Source organism: Streptomyces sp. NPDC089919, assembly GCF_040684615.1.
In the GTDB taxonomy this organism is placed as follows: Bacteria; Actinomycetota; Actinomycetes; order Streptomycetales; family Streptomycetaceae; genus Streptomyces.
Genome location: NZ_JBFBGK010000018.1, coordinates 84,492 through 101,709 on the forward strand (window position 1 = coordinate 84,492; position 17,218 = coordinate 101,709).

The following is a 17,218-nucleotide window of genomic DNA, read 5'->3' on the forward strand; positions in this document are numbered from 1 at the left end:
CCCTTCTAAATCAGCCGCTATTTACTGGAAGCTAACCTTCTTCACATACTGAGCGGCTATCGTGCCGCCATGACTCAGTCGCACCCAGTGATCACCAAGGCTGTCATCCCGGCAGCCGGGCTCGGCACCAGATTCCTGCCGGCCACCAAGGCCACGCCGAAGGAAATGCTGCCCGTCGTCGACAAACCGGCGATCCAGTATGTGGTCGAAGAGGCCGTCTCCGCCGGGCTGACCGACGTGCTGATGATCACGGGCCGTAACAAGCGTCCGCTCGAGGACCACTTCGACCGGAACTACGAGCTGGAGTCCGCGCTGCTGGCCAAGGGCGACGACGACCGGCTCAAGAAGGTCCAGGAGTCCAGCGACCTGGCCACCATGCACTACGTCCGCCAGGGCGACCCGCGCGGCCTGGGCCACGCCGTCCTGTGCGCCGCCCCGCACGTGGGCGACCAGCCCTTCGCCGTCCTCCTCGGTGACGACCTCATCGACCCCCGCGACCCGCTGCTGTCGCGGATGGTCGAGGTCCAGGGCCGCACCGGGGGCAGCGTGATCGCCCTGATGGAGGTCGCCCCCGAGCAGATCCACCTCTACGGCTGCGCGGCGGTGGCGCCCACCGGCGAGGAGGGCGTCGTCCAGGTCACCGATCTGGTCGAGAAGCCGGAGGCCGGCGAGGCCCCCAGCAATTACGCGATCATCGGACGGTACGTCCTGAACCCCGCCGTGTTCGACATACTGCGGGAGACCGAGCCGGGCCGCGGCGGGGAGATCCAGCTCACCGACGCCCTGCAGAAGCTCGCCGCCGACGAGAGCGTGGGCGGCCCGGTGCACGGCGTGGTCTTCAAGGGCCGCCGCTATGACACCGGGGACCGGGGAGACTACCTCCGGGCCATTGTCAGACTCGCGTGCGAACGTGAAGACCTCGGCCCCGAGTTCCGGACCTGGCTTCACCGTTACGTCATCGAGGAGATGTAGCACCTTGAGCAGCACCGCACCCCAGGACACCGGCCGCCTCTGGTCGGTGGACGAGCACCTGGCGGACATCCTCGCGACGGTCCGCCCCCTGGAGCCCATCGAGCTGCAACTGCTCGACGCCCAGGGCTGCGTCCTCGTCGAGGACGTCACCGTGCCCGTCGCCCTGCCGCCCTTCGACAACAGCTCCATGGACGGGTACGCCGTCCGGGTGGCCGACGTCGCGGGCGCGAGCGAGGAGTTCCCCGCGGTGCTGACCGTCATCGGCGACGTCGCGGCGGGCAGCGGTGACCTGCCCACCGTCGGACCGGGCCAGGCGGCGCGCATCATGACCGGCGCGCCGCTGCCGCCCGGCGCCGAGGCCGTCGTGCCCGTCGAGTGGACCGACGGCGGGACCGGCGGGGGCGCGGCCACCGGCATGGCCGCCGCCAGCGAGGCGCCCGAGGGCGCCGAGGGCGAGGTCCGGGTGCACCGCCCCGCCGAGGAGCGCGCGCACGTCCGCGCGCGCGGCAGCGACGTCCAGGCCGGGGACCTCGCGCTCACCGCGGGCACGGTCCTCGGACCGCCGCAGATCGCCCTGCTCGCCGCCATCGGCCGGGGCACCGTCCGGGTGCGCCCGCGCCCGCGCGTGGTGGTCATGTCCACCGGCAGCGAGCTGGTCCAGCCCGGCGAGCCGCTGACCGAGGGCCGGATCTACGACTCCAACAGCTTCGCGCTGGCCGCCGCCGCCCGGGACGCGGGCGCCATCGCCTACCGCGTCGGCGCGGTCGCCGACGAGGCCGAGACCCTGCGCGCCACCATCGAGGACCAGCTGATCCGCGCCGATCTCCTGGTCACCACCGGCGGCGTCAGCGTCGGCGCCTACGACGTCGTCAAGGAAGCCCTCTCCTCGGCCGGCGACGAGGACGAGCCCGGCGGCGGCGTCGACTTCCGCAAGCTGGCCATGCAGCCGGGCAAGCCGCAGGGCTTCGGCTCCATCGGCCCGGACCACACCCCCCTGATGGCCCTGCCGGGCAACCCGGTCTCCTCCTACGTCTCGTTCGAGATGTTCGTCCGGCCGGCCATCCGGACCCTGATGGGCATGGAGGACGTCAGCCGGCCCAGCGTCCGCGCCGTCCTCAAGGCCGACCAGGCCCTGCGCTCCCCGGCCGCCCGGCGGCAGTTCCTGCGCGGCGCGTACGACCCCGAGACCGGCACCGTCAGCCCGGTCGGCGGCGCCGGCTCGCACCTGATCGCCGCGCTCGCGCACGCGGACTGCCTGATCGTGGTGCCGGAGGACGTCACCTCGGCGGAGCCGGGGACCGAGCTGGAGGTGGTCCTGCTCGGCTGAAGCGGGGGGAGTACGGGTACCGTGTCGCCCACACAGGCCCTTGCGGGGCCCGGACGGGAGCGGCACAGCACATGAGTACCCAGAGCAAGCTGACCCACATCGACGAGGCGGGCGCCGCCCGGATGGTCGACGTCTCCGCTAAGGACGTCACCACCCGCACGGCCCGGGCCAGTGGGCGCGTCCTCGTCTCGCCCCGCGTCATCGAGCTGCTGCGCGGTGAGGGCGTCCCCAAGGGCGACGCCCTCGCCACCGCCCGCATCGCCGGGATCATGGGGGCCAAGAAGACCCCCGACCTCATCCCGCTCTGCCACCCGCTGGCGGTCTCCGGCGTCACGGTCGACCTCTCGGTCGCGGACGACGCCGTCGAGATCCTGGCCACCGTCAAGACCACCGACCGCACCGGCGTCGAGATGGAGGCGCTGACGGCCGTCGCGGTCGCCGGCCTCACCGTCGTCGACATGGTGAAGGCCGTCGACAAGGGCGCGGTGATCACGGACGTGCGGGTGGAGGAGAAGACCGGCGGCAAGTCGGGCGACTGGAGCCGGTCGTGACCCCCCACGACGGCGGGGCGCACAGCCACGGCCACGGCCCGCAGGACGGCGCGGCTCCGTCCGAGGCCTCCCCGTCCGAGCCCTCCCCGGCCGCCGCCGCCCCGGCCCCGGGCGAGGCCTGGGGTTCCCGGCCGCCGGCCGACGCGCCCCCCGCGCTGCGCGCCCTGGTCGTGACGGCCTCCAACCGGGCCTCCGCCGGCGTCTACGCGGACAAGGGCGGACCGGTGCTCGCCGCCGGCCTCGCCGGACTCGGCTTCGAGGTGGCCGGCCCGCAGGTCGTCCCGGACGGTGACCCGGTCGAACAGGCGCTGCGCGAGGGCGTGGCGGCCGGCTTCGACGTCATCCTGACCACCGGCGGCACCGGCATCTCCCCGACCGACCGGACCCCGGACGCCACCGCCCGCGTCCTGGACTACGAGATCCCGGGCATCCCGCAGGCGATCCGCGCGGAGAACCTCGCAAAGGTGCCCACCGCGGCCCTGTCCCGCGGGCTGGCCGGCGTCGCGGGCCGGACCCTGATCGTGAACCTCCCCGGCTCGACCGGCGGCGTCCGCGACGGACTGGCCGTGCTGGAGCGCATCCTGCTCCACGCGGTGGACCAGATCCGGGGCGGCGACCACCCCAGACCCGGGAGCCCGAGCTGAACCGACCCTCCTGGCCCGTGGTGCTGGCGGACGGCGACGTCGTCCTCCGGCCCATAAGGCTGCGTGACCAGCGCGCCTGGCGCGAGGTGAACCGGCGCAACCGCGAGTGGCTGCGTCCGTGGGAGGCGACCATCCCGCCGCCGGCCCCCTGGGGTCCGGTGATCCACCGGCCGACCTACCGTCAGATGGTCCGCCACCTGCGGGCCGAGGCGAACGCCGGCCGGATGCTGCCCTTCGTGATCGAGTACCAGGGACGGATGGCCGGCCAGCTCACCGTCGCCGGCATCACCTGGGGCTCCATGTGCGCGGGGCACGTCGGGTACTGGGTGGACAGCGAGGTGGCGGGTCGGGGCGTGATGCCGACGGCCGTGGCGCTCGCGGTGGACCACTGCTTCCGCACGGTCGGCCTGCACCGCATCGAGGTGTGCATCCGGCCCGAGAACGGCCCCAGCCGCCGGGTGGTGGAGAAACTCGGATTCCGCGAGGAGGGGCTGCGGCCCCGCTATCTCCACATCGACGGCGCCTGGCGGGACCACCTGGTGTTCGCGCTGACCGCGGAGGAGGTGCCGGAGGGCCTGCTGCGCCGCTGGCACCAGGCCCGCCCCGGCACCCCCCAGAAATGAAATATGTGTTCGAATTCCTCGTCCGGGAATCCGATTCATCCATAAACTGATCCGAAGAATCACAAAAAAAGTCGGTGATATCAGCCGGATCGTGCGACACACCGGCCCAATTGGCGGATGCCATCGCCCGGACACCTCTACGGTGTGGGGTGTGAGCAGCAGCGGCCTCATCTACGCAGTCATTGTCGGGGCCTGGGCCGCCTACTTGGTGCCGATGTGGCTCCGGAGGCAGGACGAGCTGAACGAAGCCCGTCCGACGGAACGCTTCTCCACCGCCATCCGGCTGTTGTCGGGCCGGGCGGGGATGGAGCGCCGTTACGCCAAGGGGCTGCGCGAGCGCGGTGACGAGGCGGCGGAGCCCCTGGCGCACCCGGACGCCGAGACGGAAGCGATCAGTTCCGTCGACGTCGACGTCCGGGCCGTCGTCCTGCCCCCGACCCGTACCGAGCCGGCCGTGGTCTCCGCCGAGCGGGCCCGCCGCCAGCAGCGCACCAAGGTCCTGGCCAGGCGCCGCCGCACCACCGCCGTCCTCTTCCTCGCCTTCACGCTCGGCGCGGTGGTCGCGGCCGTCGGCGGCCTGCACCTGCTGTGGGCCCCGGCCGTGCCGGCCGTCCTGCTGAGCGCGTACATCGTGCACCTGCGGGTGCAGGAGCGGCGGCGGTTCGCCTTCACCATGGACCGGCGCCGGGCGGAGGCCGCCGCGCAGCGGCTGCGCGAGAGCCGGGCGCCGCGCCGTCGTGAACCGGAGCCCGCCGAGGCGCGATCGGAGCCCGAGCCGGCCCCCGTCGTCTCCCCGCAGGAAGCAGGCCGGCGGGCGCTGGTCGAGCAGACCGACCACGCCGAGTGGGTGGACCAGCAGCGCGAGCGGGAGCGGGGCCCCGCCCGCGGCGACAGCTGGGAGCCGGTGCCGGTGCCGCTGCCGACGTACGTGACGGCGCCCGTGGCACCGCGCGCGACCGGGCCGGCGGTGGACGGCTGGAGCTCGGCCCGGTCCTCGACGGCCGAGCCGACCGACCCGCGCCTGAAGGCCCGGACCCAGGAGCAGCCCGCCCCGGCCGCCGATCCGGCGGGTGCCGCGGCCCCGGCCCAGGGCCGCCCCGGCGCCCCCCGCCGCCCGCGCGAGCGCGGCCGCACCCCGCTCTTCGACCAGTACGAGAGCGACGACCGCCCGCGCGCCGCGAACGAGTAGCCCGCCCCGCCGCCCTCCCGGGCGGCGGGCCGGATGACCTGCGGGGACCGGATTTTGGAGCCGCCGGGATCTCCTGCTAATGTTTCACACGTCGCAAGGGCCTGTGGCGCAGTCTGGTAGCGCACCTCGTTCGCATCGAGGGGGTCTGGGGTTCAAATCCCCACAGGTCCACAAACGACAGTTCTCGGATAGCTACCGGGAATCGTCCCGAGATCCCGTCCGGTCGCAAGACCGGGCGGGATCTCGGCGTTTTGCGTGACGGCGATATCCCCGAAGCCGCCCGGCACCGAAAGGTGCCGGGCGGCTTCGGGCGTTCTCGGGGCGGGCGGGGTGCCCCGGGTCGCTCGGGAGGGGGAATGCGTTCACCGGTTCGAGTGGGGGCGGTTTCGCGGATGCGCGGCGGGGCGAGAACCCCGTCGATAGCGTGTGCGCAGGGTGAACTGGGGGGTGGGGGAGATGGATGCGGCTGCGCTGGTCTCGTTCGTGGGGCCGACGGTCTGGACCGTGACGTCCGGGGTGGTGTCCGGGATCACAGGGGACGTGGGGAGACGCCTCGCGGAGCGGATGGGCCGGCTGGCCCGCCGGGCCGGGGACGACGGGGGTGCGGCCGCGCTGCCCACCGACGACGCCGGGCGGGCCGAGCTGACCCGCAGACTGTGCGAAGGCGCCCGGGCCTCACCCGAGTTCGCGCGGGAGCTGGAGGCCCTGGTCCGCGAGGCGCGCGGGCTGGAGGCCGGCGTGCCCGCCCGGGTGGTCCGGCCGCGGATGCTGCCGCCCGGCACCGCCGCCTTCACCGACCGCGAGGCGGTGCGCAGCACGCTCGAAGGCTTCCTGGCGGAGCACACCGGGCGCACCGCGCCCCCGGTCCTGCTCACCGGACCCGGCGGCATCGGCAAGAGCGCGACCGCCGTGCACCTCGGCCACGCGCTCGAGGAGCACTTCCCCGACGGGCAGTTGTACGCCGACCTGCTCGGCGGCGCCACGGCCACCGCCCTGTCGCCCGCCGAGGTGCTGGGCCGCTTCCTGGAGCGGCTGGGCGAGAGCGCCCGCGATATCCCTCCGGACGAGGCGCGCCGGGGCGACCTCTTCCGGGACCGGATGGCCGGCCGCCGCATGCTGGTCCTGCTGGACAACGCCCACAGCCCGGCGCAGGTCGAGCCGTTACTCGTGGCCGCGCCCGGCACGCTCACGCTCGTCACCAGCCGGCACCGCCTCGAAGGACTCGTCGGCCGGGGCGCCAGGCCCATCGCGCTGGGCCCGCTCTCCGCCGACGACTCGCTGCGGCTGCTGGGCCGGATCGCCGGACCCGACCGGATCTCCGGCGCCGCGGCCGAGTCCGGGGCCCGGGCCGTGGCCGCCCGGTGCGGCGGCATCCCGCTCGCCCTGTGCACCACCGGCGCGCGGGTGGCGGTCCGCGAGCACCTGACCTGGCAGACCGTCGACCGGCAGCTGGGCGGCGGACCGGGCGGACTGGAGGGAGTGCGGGCAACGGTGGACGAGGACGTGGATCCGGTCCGGGCCGTCACCGAGGCGACCTACGCGGAACTGAGCGAGCGGGGCGCCCGGGTCTACCGGCTGGCCGCCGCCTGGGACTGGGCCGAGGTGACCGTGCCGCTCGCCGCGCGCGCCGCCGACCTCGCGGAGGACGAAGCCCGCGCGCTGCTCGCCGAGCTCGCCGAGGTCCACCTGCTGGAGGAGGTGGCCGAGGAGCGCTACCGCTACCACGACCTCGTCCGCCGCCACGCCCGCGACCGGGCCGAGGCGGCCGACGGACCGAGGGCCATGGCGGGGGCGGTGCGCCGGGTGGTCACCTGGTACCTCGGATTCGCCGCGGAGGCGGACCTGCGGGTGATACCGGGGCGTTGGCGGCTCGGACCGGCGTACGCCCGGCCGGCGGGGGTGGCCGCCGACCGTGACCCGGAGCTGGGCCGGACGGCGCTCGCCGCACTCCGCAGGGAGCGGCACAACCTCGCCGCCGCGGTCCGGGCCGCCGAGCAGTACGGCTTCGACGACCTGGTGTGGCAGCTCTGCGAGGCGCTGTGGGGCCTCCACCTCCGGCTCGGCTTCCACGAGCAATGGGTGGACACCCACCTCCGGGGCGTCGAGGCGGCCCGGCGCTGCGCCGAGGCCTTCGGCGACCCCCGGGCGGAGGGCCGGATGCTGACCCAGCTGGGCTTCGCGTACCTGGGACAGGAGAAGGCGGCGGAAGCGGCCGAGGTGTTGGAGCGGGCCGCCGCCGCGGACGAGCGGGCCGGCCACCACCGCGGCCGGGCCAGTGCGATCGAGGCGCGGGGCCTGCTGAGCCTGAAGCTCTGGCGGTACGAGGACGCCGAGCGCCGGTTCGCCCAGGCGCAGGAGGTGCTGGGCCGGATAGCGCCGGGCGAGGAGGGCGCGGCGGACCTGCCGCGGGCCCTCGCCCTGCTGGAGGCGCACCGGGGACGGGCGCTGTGCGGGCAGGAGCGCTGGGCGGAGGCCGCCGAGACGCTGCACGGCGCGCTGACCCGGTTCCGGGAGGTCGGCGACGGCTACAACACCGGCCGGGTGTACATGAGTCTGGGCGAGACCCGGCTGGACGCGGGGGAGGCGGCCATCGCCCGGGTCTGCCTGGACCGGGCCGTGGAGACGATGGAGAAGGAGGGCGCCGCGCTCCAGCTCGGGTACGCCCTGGAGCTGCGGGCCGGCTGCGCCCGGGCGCTGGCCGAGCCGGCCGCTGAGGCGGCCGACCTCGCGCTGGCCGCCGGGGTGTACGAAGCAGCCGGGGACGCGCGGTCCCTGGCCCGGGTCAGAGCGCGGGCGCGGGAGGTGACGCAGGGGCCGGGGACTGCGGGGTGACGGCGACGCGGTGGGTGATCGGGCCGGTGCGGACGACCAGTTCGGCCGGGAGCGGGTGGCCCGCGGCGAGCCAGGCGTAGACCGCGGAGGCCAGCGCCGCCGGGTCGGCCGTCGAGGGGCGGCCGTCCGGGTCCGGGGCGGCGGCCAGCCGGGCCGCCACGCCCTCGCGGGTACCGATGTAGCAGCGGCCGGGAGCGGTCAGGTAGGCCGCGAGGGCGCAACCGGGGTGCCGGGCCAGGACCTCGGCGGCCCAGGACCGGGGCGGGCCGAGCCGGGGGTCGTCCTCGGCGGCGGTGCGCACGATCACGTCGGCGAGGGCCGGGCGGGCGGGGTCGGGGGTGTCCTCGGCCACGGCCGTGTGGGCCGAGTCGGCGTCCGCCTCCTCGGGCTCGTACGGCGGGTCGCAGTAGCGGGTGACGCGCACCGTCGGCGGGTGCGTCCCGAGGATCCGGGTCAGGACCCGCACGGGGGCGGTCCGTTCGGCGGGGGCGTACGCCGGGACGGCCAGGCGGGTCAGCAGCGCGGGCCGGTCCGCCGGTTCGGGCAGGCCGATCAGCCGGTAGAAGAGCCGTCGCAGGAGGGCGGCCGAGCGAAGCGGGTCGGAGCTGGTCTGCGCGGCCAGGGCGGCGTACCGCTTCGGTTCGTGCTCGTGGACGGCGCGGTCGAGCTGGGTGCGCAGGTCCTTGCCGGGGACCAGGTGCGGGGCGGTGCGCCCGAGGGCCGCCACCGGGGAATCCGGGTCCAGGTCCCCGGCGGGGAAGGCGCCGAGCAGGACGGGGGTGCCGAGGGCGGCGGCGTAGAAGGTGACGCTGGAGTGGTCGCCGATCACGCAATCGGCGGCGATCAGGGCCTGGCGCCAGCCCTCCAGCGGGGGGACGGGAGTGAGCCCGGCAGCCCGGGCGCGGGCCAGCCAGCCGCGCAGCTGCCCCTCGCCGTGGCCGTACCAGATGTTGGGGTGCAGGACGGCTGCGACGCGGTACTCGTCGGCGGGGAGCTCGCCGGTCAGGCGGGGCAGCAGCCAGGGAAGGAGGTCGTCGAAGGAGTCGTCGGTGGAGTCGCCGAAGAGGGAGCGGGGCGACCAGGTGGAGTTGAGGACGATCAGGCGCTGACCGGGGCCGACACCGAGTGCGCGGCGGAAGCGGTCGCGGTCCGGGAGCGCTTCGAGGATCCGGTCGTAGCAGGGGTCACCCGCGAGCACCGCCGTGGGGACGGCCTCGGGGCAGGCGGTGGCGAGGCGGTCGAGCTGTTCGGGGTGGGAGAGCACGGTCGCCGCGGCGACCGGCCGGCCCTCGTGCAGGATCCACTCGGGCGCGAGCCCGAAGACCGGGGCGGGCTGGGCGACGGGCGGCCGCGGGGGAGCAGGGGAGCGGGAGTGTCCGGTGTCCGGTGTCCGGTGTCCGGTGTCCGGTGTCCGGTGTCCGGTGTCCGGTGTCCGGTGTCGCGAGCCTCTTATTGTATCCGACACCGTGCGAGAGGACGGTCAACGGCCCTTGCAGGGCCTCCAGTTCGCCGCCGTAGCTGGCGGCGACGGCCAAGTCGACCGGGGTGGCCGTGGCCTGTTCCCAGGGCAGCACCGGCAGGCCGGCGGCCGCGAGCAGTTCGGGTACGCCCGCGAGGAAGGGGGAGGAGCCGGTACAGGTGGCGAGGAGTTGCAGCCGCAGGTCGCCGTCGAGGAGGGGGAGCACGTCCAGGAGGCGGGTCGCGGAGGTGACGTTGTGGACCACGAACAGCACGCGGCGGCAGCCCGCGCGGGTCACCCAGCGGTGTGCGTCCGCGCCCACCGGGACGCGTAGGTGTACCCCGTCCGTCACGCGCCGCGTCTCCTTCTGCTGTGGTGCCGCGATGTTATCGGCTGGGGTGACGAAGTCCATGTGGTGGCGGAGGGGTTGGTGTGGCAAGGATCAGCCATGACCACAGGACAGGGTGAGCGGGAGCGCGGGGCGGACACGGCCACCGCGCAGGCGTGGGCGGCACTGGGCGGGGACCCGGGGCTGGTGGAGCGGGTGCGGTACCGCGGCGACGGCGGGCTGGACGGCGGCCGGCTGCCGGTGCGGGAGCTGGCCCGGGCCACGGTCGGGGTCTGCTCGCTCGCCGCCGCGGAGCTGGCGGCGGTCCGGGCCGACCGGCGGCCGGTGGACGCGGTGCCGGAGCTGGAGGTGGCGGAGGGGGCCGTGGCCACGGCCTTCGTCAGCGAACGCCACCTGCGGATCGCCGGCCGGGCGGCGGAGAGCTTCGCGCCGCTGTCGGGGTTCTGGCGGACGGCCGACGGCTGGCTGCGCACGCACGCCAACTACCCGCACCACCGCGAGCGGCTGCTGGCGGCACTGGGCCTGCCGGCCGGTGCGGGGCCGGAGGACCTGCGGGCCGAGCTGGCGGGCCGGGCCGCGGTCGAGGTCCAGGAGCGGGTGTACGCCGCGGGCGGCCTGGCGGTGGCGGTCACCCGCGGGTACGGGACGCCCCGGCCGCTGGTGACCTGGGGGCCGGAGCCGGATCCGGAGCCGGAGGCCGGGTCCGGGTGGCGCGCCGGGGCCGGCGGGGGCGGGCCGGCCGCTGCCGGGGTGCGGGTGCTGGATCTGACCCGGGTGATCGCGGGGCCGGTGGCCACCCGGACCCTGGGGCTGCTCGGGGCGGATGTGCTCCGGGTGGACCCGCCGGGGCTGCCGGAGTCGGACGACGCGCACGCGGACACCGGCTTCGGGAAGCGTTCCGCGCGGCTGGACCTCGCGCGGGCCGGTGACCGGGCGGTGTTCGAGGAGCTGCTGGCCGGGGCGGACGTGGTGGTGACCGGTTACCGGCCCGGGGCGCTGGACCGGTTCGGCCTGTCGGCGGCGGAGCTGCTGGCGCGGCGCCCGGGGCTGGTGGTGGCCGAGCTGTCCGCGTGGGGCGGCACCGGGGAGTGGGCGGGGCGGCGGGGCTTCGACTCGCTGGTGCAGGCCGGGTACGGGATCGCCATGGCCGAGGCGGACGCGGCGGGCACCCCCGGGGTGCTGCCCGCGCAGGCGTTGGACCACGGCACCGGCTATCTCGCCGCCGCCGCGGTGCTGCGCGCGCTGGCGGCGGGCGGGGGCCGGGCGGTCCGGCTGTCGCTGGCGGGGACCGCCTCGTGGCTGGTGCGGGAGGTGCCGTCGGTACCGGCGGCGGGGGCGTCCTACCGGCCCGAGCCGTGGCTGGCGACCGCGGACTCGGACTACGGCCCGCTCCGGCACGCCCTGCCGCCGCTGGCCGGCGCCCCGCGGGACTGGCCGCGGGGCCCCTCCCGCTGGGGCACCGACGCCCCGGCCTGGAGCTGAGGCCGCGGCGGCGCCCCGGCCCGGCACCGGGGTGCCGCGGGCCGGGGCGCTGCCGGTCAGAGCAGGGACTTGGCCATGCAGCGGCTGGAGTCGTAGCCGCGGTACAGACCGAACTTGGCGCAGAAGTCGTAGCCGCTGGAGGTGTACAGGGCGATGGCCTCGGGCTGCTGGTCGCCGGTCTCCAGGGCCATCCGGGTGCGGCCGGCGGCGCGGGCGGACGCCTCGAGCTCCGCCAGGATGCGGCGGGCCAGCCCCAGCCCCCGCGCGCCCGGGACCACGTACATGCGCTTGATCTCGGCGTCGCCGTCCGAGTAGCCCTCGTCGTTCGCGTCCTGGGCGCGCCAGCCGCCGGTGGCCACCGGTTCACCGGCCTCGTTGTAGGCCAGCAGGTAGAGGCCGCCCGGAGGGGTGAACATCGCGGGGTCGAGGGGGGTCGCGTCGCCCTCGCCCTGGTAGCGCTCGGCGTACTCGAGCTGCACCTGGTCGTTCAGTTTCACCGCGTCCGGGTGGTCGTACGGGGTGGGGCGGATGTCGATGATCCCGTGCAGGGTCGGATGAGACATTTGAATATCGTACGGAACGGCGGGGGTATGGTTCCGGGATGCTCTCTGTGACCTCCGTGAACGTGAACGGGATCCGCGCCGCCTCCAAGAAGGGGCTCGTCCCGTGGCTGGCCGCGACCGACGCCGATGTGATCTGCATGCAGGAGGTGCGGGCCGAGGCGCAGCAGATCCCCGAAGAGGTGCGGGAGCCCGAAGGCTGGCACACCGTGCACGTGCCCGCCGCGGCCAAGGGCCGGGCCGGCGTCTCGCTGTACACCCGCCGGGCGCCCGAGCGGGTGCAGGTCGGCTTCGGCAGCACCGAGTTCGACGGTAGCGGCCGGTACGTGGAGTGCGACCTGCCGGGCGTGACCGTGGCCAGCCTCTACCTGCCCTCCGGCGAGGCGGGCACCGAGAAGCAGGACGAGAAGTACCGGTTCATGGGCGAGTTCCTGCCCTACCTCAAGGAGCTGCGGGAGCGCTCCGCGGCGGGCGGCCGCGAGGTGGTCGTCTGCGGCGACTGGAACATCTGCCACCAGGAGGCGGACCTCAAGAACTGGAAGACCAACCGCAAGAACGCCGGCTTCCTCCCCGAGGAGCGGGCCTGGCTGGGCGAGGTCTACGACGAGGCCGGGTACGTGGACGTGATGCGCGCCCTGCACCCGGAGCAGGCCGGGCCGTACTCGTGGTGGTCCTACCGCGGCCGGGCCTTCGACAACGACGCCGGCTGGCGGATCGACCTCCAGGTCGCCACCCCCGGTCTGGCCGCGAAGGCCGTCAAGGGCTTCGTCGAGCGCGCCGAGACGCACCCGGAGCGCTGGTCCGACCACGCCCCGGTCACGGTCGTCTACGACCTCTGATCCACCCGACCGGCGGCCGGGATCAGCCGCGCAACCGGCGGTCCATCGCCATGGAGAGTTCCGCCTCCACCACGCTCTTGGCGAGTGGCCGGAGGTGGTCCACGGCCTTGGGCAGCTCCGCCGGGTCGGTGGCCACATGGGCCGCGATGAGCTCGGTGAAGAGGGCCGCCAGGGCGTCGGCGTGCGCCCGGACCCGGCGGCCGGTCTCCAGGACGGCCGCCAGCGGGACTCCTTCGCGCACCAGCGCCGAGGAGACGTCCAGCAGCCGCCGGCTGACGTGCACGATCTCGTCCCCGTCGGTGGCGAGGTAGCCGAGGTCCAGGGAGGCGGCCAGGTTCTCCGGGGTGACCTCGCCCTCGAAGTAGTCGGCCAGCGCCTCGGGCGTGAGCCGGACCGGCGTCTCCTCGGACCAGCCCAGGCCGTCCTCGCCCAGGCCGAGCAGCGCGCCGAGCTGGCCCACGTCCCGGCCGTTCTCGAAGGCCGCCGTCAGCTCCGCGATGCCGCCGAGCGTGTGGCCGCGGTCCAGGAGCCCGGCGATGGTGCGCAGCCGGGCCAGGTGGTGGTCGTCGTACCAGGCGATCCGGCCCTCGCGGCGGGGCGGCGGGAGCAGCTTGCGCTCCCGGTAGAAGCGCAGCGTGCGCACCGTGATCCCGGCCGCTTCCGCCAGCTCCTCCGTCCGGTACTCGCGTACCGTGCCCTGGGGTCCCGCCTCGTGTTCCGACACACCCGCAGCCTAAGCGCTCGGCGCCCGGACGCCAGGGGCCCGGCCCGCGCGGGCTCGTACCGCCGGTAACTTTCCGCGCGGACCCCCTACCCATGAGTACGGAGCTGTTCTACGCTCCACCGTGCCAGTGATTGCTGGCAGAGTCTGTGAAGGGCGGGCGGCGTGGGCGAGCATGTGCGCGTGGCGGTGGTCGGGTCCGGATTCGGCGGGCTGGGGGCGGCCGTACGGCTGCGCCGCGAGGGGATCACCGACTTCGTGGTGCTGGAGCGGGCGGATTCGGTGGGCGGCACCTGGCGGGACAACAGCTACCCCGGCTGCGCCTGCGACGTCCCCTCGCACCTGTACTCCTTCTCCTTCGCCCCCAACCCGGACTGGCCGCGCACCTTCTCCGGCCAGCCGCACATCCGCGCGTACCTGGAGCACGTCGCCGACACCTTCGGGCTGCGCCCGCACATCCGGCTGAACCACGAGGTCCGGATGATGCGCTGGGACGCCGAGGAGCTGCGCTGGGAGATCGAGACCGCCGGCGGCACCCTCACCGCGGACGTGGTGGTCTCCGCCACCGGACCGCTCTCCGACCCGAAGATGCCCGAGATCCCCGGCCTCGACGGCTTCCCCGGCAAGGTCTTCCACTCGGCCCGCTGGGACCACGACTACGACCTGCGCGGCAAGCGGGTCGCGATGATCGGCACCGGCGCCTCCGCCATCCAGATCGTGCCGGCCATCGCACCCGACACGGCCCGGCTGACCCTCTTCCAGCGCACCCCGCCGTGGGTGCTGCCGCGCACCGACCGGGCCATCACCGGCGCCGAGCGCTGGCTGCACCGCCAGCTGCCCTTCACCCGGGCCGCCCGCCGGGGCCTGCTCTGGGGGATCCGGGAGCTCCAGGTCAGCGCCTTCACCAAGCACCCCAACCAGCTGGGCTTCATCGAGTCGCTGGCCAAGTCCAACATGGCGCGGGCGATCAAGGACCCGCAGCTGCGGGCCAAGCTGACCCCCGACTACCGGATCGGCTGCAAGCGGATCCTGCTCTCCAGCGAGTACTACCCGGCGCTGGCCAGGCCGGACGTCGACGTGGTCGCCTCGGGGCTGCGGGAGGTCCGCGGCTCGACCCTGGTGGCCGCCGACGGCACCGAGACCGAGGTCGACGCGATCATCTTCGGCACCGGCTTCCACGTCACCGACATGCCGATCGCCGACCGGGTGGTGGGCGTCGACGGCCGCAGCCTGGCCGAGGAGTGGAAGGACGGGATGCAGTCGCTGCGCGGCGCGACCGCGGCCGGCTTCCCGAACTGGATGACGATCATCGGGCCCAACACGGGCCTCGGGAACAGCTCCATGATCCTGATGATCGAGTCCCAGCTGAACTACATGGCCGACTACCTGCGCCAGCTGAACCTGCTCGGCACCAACCGTCCGGGCGGCAAGGTCGCCCTGGCGGCCCGGCCCTCCGCGGTGCACACCTGGAACCGCAAGGTCCAGGAGCGGATGAAGCGGACCGTCTGGAACACCGGCGGCTGCACCAGCTGGTACCTGGACGCGGCCGGTCGGAACACCACCGTCTGGCCCGGCACCACCGGCGAGTTCCGGCGCGAGACCCGCGAGGTCGACCTGGCGGAGTACGAGATCGTCCGGCTGGCCGGCAAGGTCCCCGCCGGGGCGGCGGCCGGCCGGGCCGCGGCACCCGCCGCGAAGCCCGCGGCCAAGGCCCCGGCCAAGGCCCCGGGCAAGGCTCCGGCGAAGGCCCCCGCGCGCCCCGCCGCCGAGGAGGCCTCCGCATGACCCGCCTGATGCACGTCACCGACGGCCCGTACGCGCCCCCGACCGCCCGCCGCGAGCTGGTGGCCACCTCCCGTGACGGCGCCCGGCTGCACGTCGAGGTGCACGGCCCCGACGGCGCCCCCGCGGTGGTCCTGTCCCACGGCTGGACCTGCTCCACCGCCTTCTGGGCCGCCCAGGTCCGCGCCCTGTCCGCCACCCACCGGGTGGTCCTCTACGACCAGCGCGGCCACGGCCGCAGTCCCGCCGCCCCCGGCCGCTACAGCACCACCGCGCTCGCCGACGACCTGGTCGCGGTGCTGGGCGCGACCCTGGCGCCGGGCGAGAAGGCGGTGCTGGGCGGCCACTCCATGGGCGGCATGACCCTGATGGCCGCCGCCGGCCGCCCCGAGTTCGCCGAGCACGCCGCCGCGGCGCTGCTCTGCTCCACCGGCAGCTCCCGGCTGACCGAGGAGTCCACCGTGCTGCCGCTGCGGCCCGGGCCCTTCCGCACCCGCGCCACCCGGGCCGTGCTCGGCGCCCGCGCGCCGCTGGGCCCGGTCACTCCGGTGGCCCGCAAGGTCCTCAAGTACGCCACGATGGGACCGGGCTCCGCACCGGAGAAGGTCGAGGCCTGCGCCCGGATCGTGCACGCCTGCCCGACCCCGGTCCGGCACGGCTGGTCCGGCGTCCTGGCCGCGCTGGACCTGGACGCGGGGGTCCGCGCGCTGGCGGTCCCCACGGCCGTGATCGGCGGCACCGTGGACCGGCTCACCCCCGTCGGGCACGCCCGGGCCCTCGCCGCGGCGCTGCCGCACTGCGTCGGGCTCACCGAGCTGGCCGGCATGGGCCACATGACCCCGGTGGAGGCCCCCGAGGCCGTCACCCGCACCATCACCGAACTCGCCCGGCAGTACGTACCCGCCAAGGAGGGGACCTCGTGAGCGCACGCAGGAGTCTGGAGGGCCAGGTCGCCGTCGTCACCGGCGCGGCCCGCGGCGTCGGCGAGCTGCTGGCCCGCAAGCTGGCCGCCCGCGGCGCGAAGATCGCGCTGGTCGGCCTGGAGCCGGCCGCCCTCAAGGAGGTGTCCGAGCGGCTGCCCACCGACAGCGCGTACTGGCACGCCGACGTCACCGACCACGAGGCGATGGCCCTGGTCGCGGAGGAGGTCAAGCAGCGCTTCGGCAAGGTCGACATCGTCGTCGCCAACGCGGGCGTGGCCGCCGGCGGGCCGTTCGCCGACTCCGACCCGGCCGCCTGGCGCCGGGTGATCGAGGTCAACCTGATCGGCGGCGCCGTCACCGGCCGGGCCTTCCTGCCGGTGCTGACGGAGAGCCGGGGCTACTTCCTCCAGATCGCCTCGCTGGCCGCCATCACCCCGGCGCCGATGATGACCGCGTACTGCGCCTCCAAGTCGGGGGTCGAGGCCTTCGCCCACTGCCTGCGCGCCGAGGTCGGCTACAAGGGCGTCAAGGTGGGCGTCGGCTACCTGTCCTGGACCGACACCGACATGGTCCGCGGCGCCGACCAGGACGACGTGATGCGCGAGCTGCGCCAGCGGCTGCCCTGGCCCGCCAACCGCACCTACCCGCTGGGCCCCGCGGTGGACCGGATCGTGGCGGGCATCGAGCGCCGCTCGGCGCACGTGTACGCGCAGTGGTGGCTGCGCGGGATGCAGTCGGTGCGCGGCTACCTGCCGGGCCTGATCGCCACCGCCGGGCAGCGCGACATGCGGCGCTTCGACGGCCGGCTCGACACCGTCTCCAAGGGCCTGGTGGGGGCCGGCGGCGCGGCCGACGAGCAGGAGCGCTCGGCCGGCGACCGGGGCTGACCGCACGGAAGGGGCGCGGCCGTCGGATGACGGCAGCTCGGGCAGCGCGAACTCGCCCTCCTCCAGGACGTTCAGGAG

Annotated in this window: 15 protein-coding genes and 1 tRNA gene; 13 read left to right on the forward strand and 3 right to left on the reverse strand. The window is 75.0% G+C overall.

Annotation, left to right across the window (positions count from 1 at the left end; all coding sequences use genetic code 11):
- Positions 1-69: 69 nt before the first annotated feature.
- The 8 genes from galU to AB0O40_RS10940 all read left to right on the forward strand — a co-directional run bounded on the left by galU (position 70) and on the right by AB0O40_RS10940 (position 8,138).
- Positions 70-972, forward strand: coding sequence for a UTP--glucose-1-phosphate uridylyltransferase GalU (galU, locus tag AB0O40_RS10905; protein WP_365038127.1), 903 nt, complete (start codon positions 70-72; stop codon positions 970-972).
- Between the two features lie 4 nt (positions 973-976).
- Positions 977-2,299 carry a gephyrin-like molybdotransferase Glp gene (gene glp, locus AB0O40_RS10910; RefSeq protein ID WP_365038129.1) on the forward strand — a complete coding sequence of 441 codons (1,323 nt, stop codon included), beginning with the start codon at positions 977-979 and terminating at the stop codon, positions 2,297-2,299.
- Positions 2,300-2,370: 71 nt separating this feature from the next.
- Positions 2,371-2,850, forward strand: coding sequence for a cyclic pyranopterin monophosphate synthase MoaC (gene moaC / locus AB0O40_RS10915; RefSeq protein WP_365038131.1), 480 nt, complete (start codon positions 2,371-2,373; stop codon positions 2,848-2,850).
- Positions 2,851-3,005: 155 nt separating this feature from the next.
- Positions 3,006-3,494 carry a MogA/MoaB family molybdenum cofactor biosynthesis protein gene (locus AB0O40_RS10920; protein WP_365038168.1) on the forward strand — a complete coding sequence of 163 codons (489 nt, stop codon included), beginning with the start codon at positions 3,006-3,008 and terminating at the stop codon, positions 3,492-3,494.
- A gap of 17 nt (positions 3,495-3,511) precedes the next feature.
- The gene (locus tag AB0O40_RS10925) at positions 3,512-4,117 is read left to right on the forward strand and encodes a GNAT family protein (protein ID WP_365038133.1); all 606 of its coding nucleotides are present in this window, start codon (positions 3,512-3,514) and stop codon (positions 4,115-4,117) included.
- Positions 4,118-4,268: 151 nt separating this feature from the next.
- The gene (locus tag AB0O40_RS10930) at positions 4,269-5,306 is read left to right on the forward strand and encodes a hypothetical protein (protein WP_365038135.1); all 1,038 of its coding nucleotides are present in this window, start codon (positions 4,269-4,271) and stop codon (positions 5,304-5,306) included.
- 97 nt (positions 5,307-5,403) lie between these two features.
- Positions 5,404-5,477 (forward strand) — tRNA-Ala (locus tag AB0O40_RS10935).
- 285 nt (positions 5,478-5,762) lie between these two features.
- Positions 5,763-8,138 (forward strand): NB-ARC domain-containing protein, encoded by a 2,376-nt coding sequence (locus tag AB0O40_RS10940; protein WP_365038138.1) that lies wholly within the window; start codon positions 5,763-5,765, stop codon positions 8,136-8,138.
- Here AB0O40_RS10940 and AB0O40_RS10945 read toward each other — a convergent pair.
- Positions 8,089-9,402, reverse strand: coding sequence for a hypothetical protein (locus AB0O40_RS10945; protein ID WP_365038141.1), 1,314 nt, complete (start codon positions 9,400-9,402; stop codon positions 8,089-8,091). The two genes, AB0O40_RS10940 and AB0O40_RS10945, sit on opposite strands and share 50 nt — an antisense overlap.
- A 643-nt stretch (positions 9,403-10,045) precedes the next feature.
- On the opposite strand from AB0O40_RS10945, the gene AB0O40_RS10950 reads away from it, so the two are divergent.
- Complete coding sequence (locus AB0O40_RS10950) at positions 10,046-11,428, forward strand: CoA transferase (RefSeq protein ID WP_365038144.1); 1,383 nt, start codon at positions 10,046-10,048, stop codon at positions 11,426-11,428.
- Positions 11,429-11,484: 56 nt separating this feature from the next.
- On the opposite strand, the gene AB0O40_RS10955 is transcribed toward AB0O40_RS10950, so the two are convergent.
- Positions 11,485-11,964 (reverse strand): GNAT family N-acetyltransferase, encoded by a 480-nt coding sequence (locus tag AB0O40_RS10955; protein ID WP_365038171.1) that lies wholly within the window; start codon positions 11,962-11,964, stop codon positions 11,485-11,487.
- Positions 11,965-12,029: 65 nt separating this feature from the next.
- Between AB0O40_RS10955 and AB0O40_RS10960 the strand changes: the two genes are divergently transcribed.
- Positions 12,030-12,827, forward strand: a complete 798-nt coding sequence (locus tag AB0O40_RS10960; RefSeq protein ID WP_365038147.1) for an exodeoxyribonuclease III — start codon at positions 12,030-12,032, stop codon at positions 12,825-12,827.
- 22 nt (positions 12,828-12,849) lie between these two features.
- On the opposite strand, the gene AB0O40_RS10965 is transcribed toward AB0O40_RS10960, so the two are convergent.
- The gene (locus tag AB0O40_RS10965) at positions 12,850-13,551 is read right to left on the reverse strand and encodes a MerR family transcriptional regulator (protein ID WP_365038150.1); all 702 of its coding nucleotides are present in this window, start codon (positions 13,549-13,551) and stop codon (positions 12,850-12,852) included.
- A gap of 162 nt (positions 13,552-13,713) precedes the next feature.
- Between AB0O40_RS10965 and AB0O40_RS10970 the strand changes: the two genes are divergently transcribed.
- From AB0O40_RS10970 to AB0O40_RS10980, 3 genes are read left to right on the forward strand one after another with little or no spacing between them, the layout of a single operon-like run.
- Positions 13,714-15,333 (forward strand): NAD(P)/FAD-dependent oxidoreductase, encoded by a 1,620-nt coding sequence (locus AB0O40_RS10970; RefSeq protein ID WP_365038154.1) that lies wholly within the window; start codon positions 13,714-13,716, stop codon positions 15,331-15,333.
- Positions 15,330-16,253, forward strand: coding sequence for an alpha/beta hydrolase (locus tag AB0O40_RS10975; protein ID WP_365038156.1), 924 nt, complete (start codon positions 15,330-15,332; stop codon positions 16,251-16,253). Before AB0O40_RS10970 ends, AB0O40_RS10975 begins: the two co-directional genes overlap by 4 nt.
- Complete coding sequence (locus tag AB0O40_RS10980) at positions 16,250-17,140, forward strand: SDR family oxidoreductase (protein ID WP_365038159.1); 891 nt, start codon at positions 16,250-16,252, stop codon at positions 17,138-17,140. Before AB0O40_RS10975 ends, AB0O40_RS10980 begins: the two co-directional genes overlap by 4 nt.
- Positions 17,141-17,218 lie beyond the last annotated feature (78 nt).

What these genes read in the sequence shown, in the direction of transcription:
- AB0O40_RS10975 (WP_365038156.1), top strand. Translation starts at nt 15,330, where the DNA reads ATGACCCGCCTGATGCACGTCACCGACGGCCCGTACGCGCCCCCGACC.
- AB0O40_RS10950 (WP_365038144.1), top strand. Translation starts at nt 10,046, where the DNA reads ATGACCACAGGACAGGGTGAGCGGGAGCGCGGGGCGGACACGGCCACC.
- AB0O40_RS10960 (WP_365038147.1), top strand. Translation starts at nt 12,030, where the DNA reads ATGCTCTCTGTGACCTCCGTGAACGTGAACGGGATCCGCGCCGCCTCC.
- galU (WP_365038127.1), top strand. Translation starts at nt 70, where the DNA reads ATGACTCAGTCGCACCCAGTGATCACCAAGGCTGTCATCCCGGCAGCC.
- moaC (WP_365038131.1), top strand. Translation starts at nt 2,371, where the DNA reads ATGAGTACCCAGAGCAAGCTGACCCACATCGACGAGGCGGGCGCCGCC.
- AB0O40_RS10940 (WP_365038138.1), top strand. Translation starts at nt 5,763, where the DNA reads ATGGATGCGGCTGCGCTGGTCTCGTTCGTGGGGCCGACGGTCTGGACC.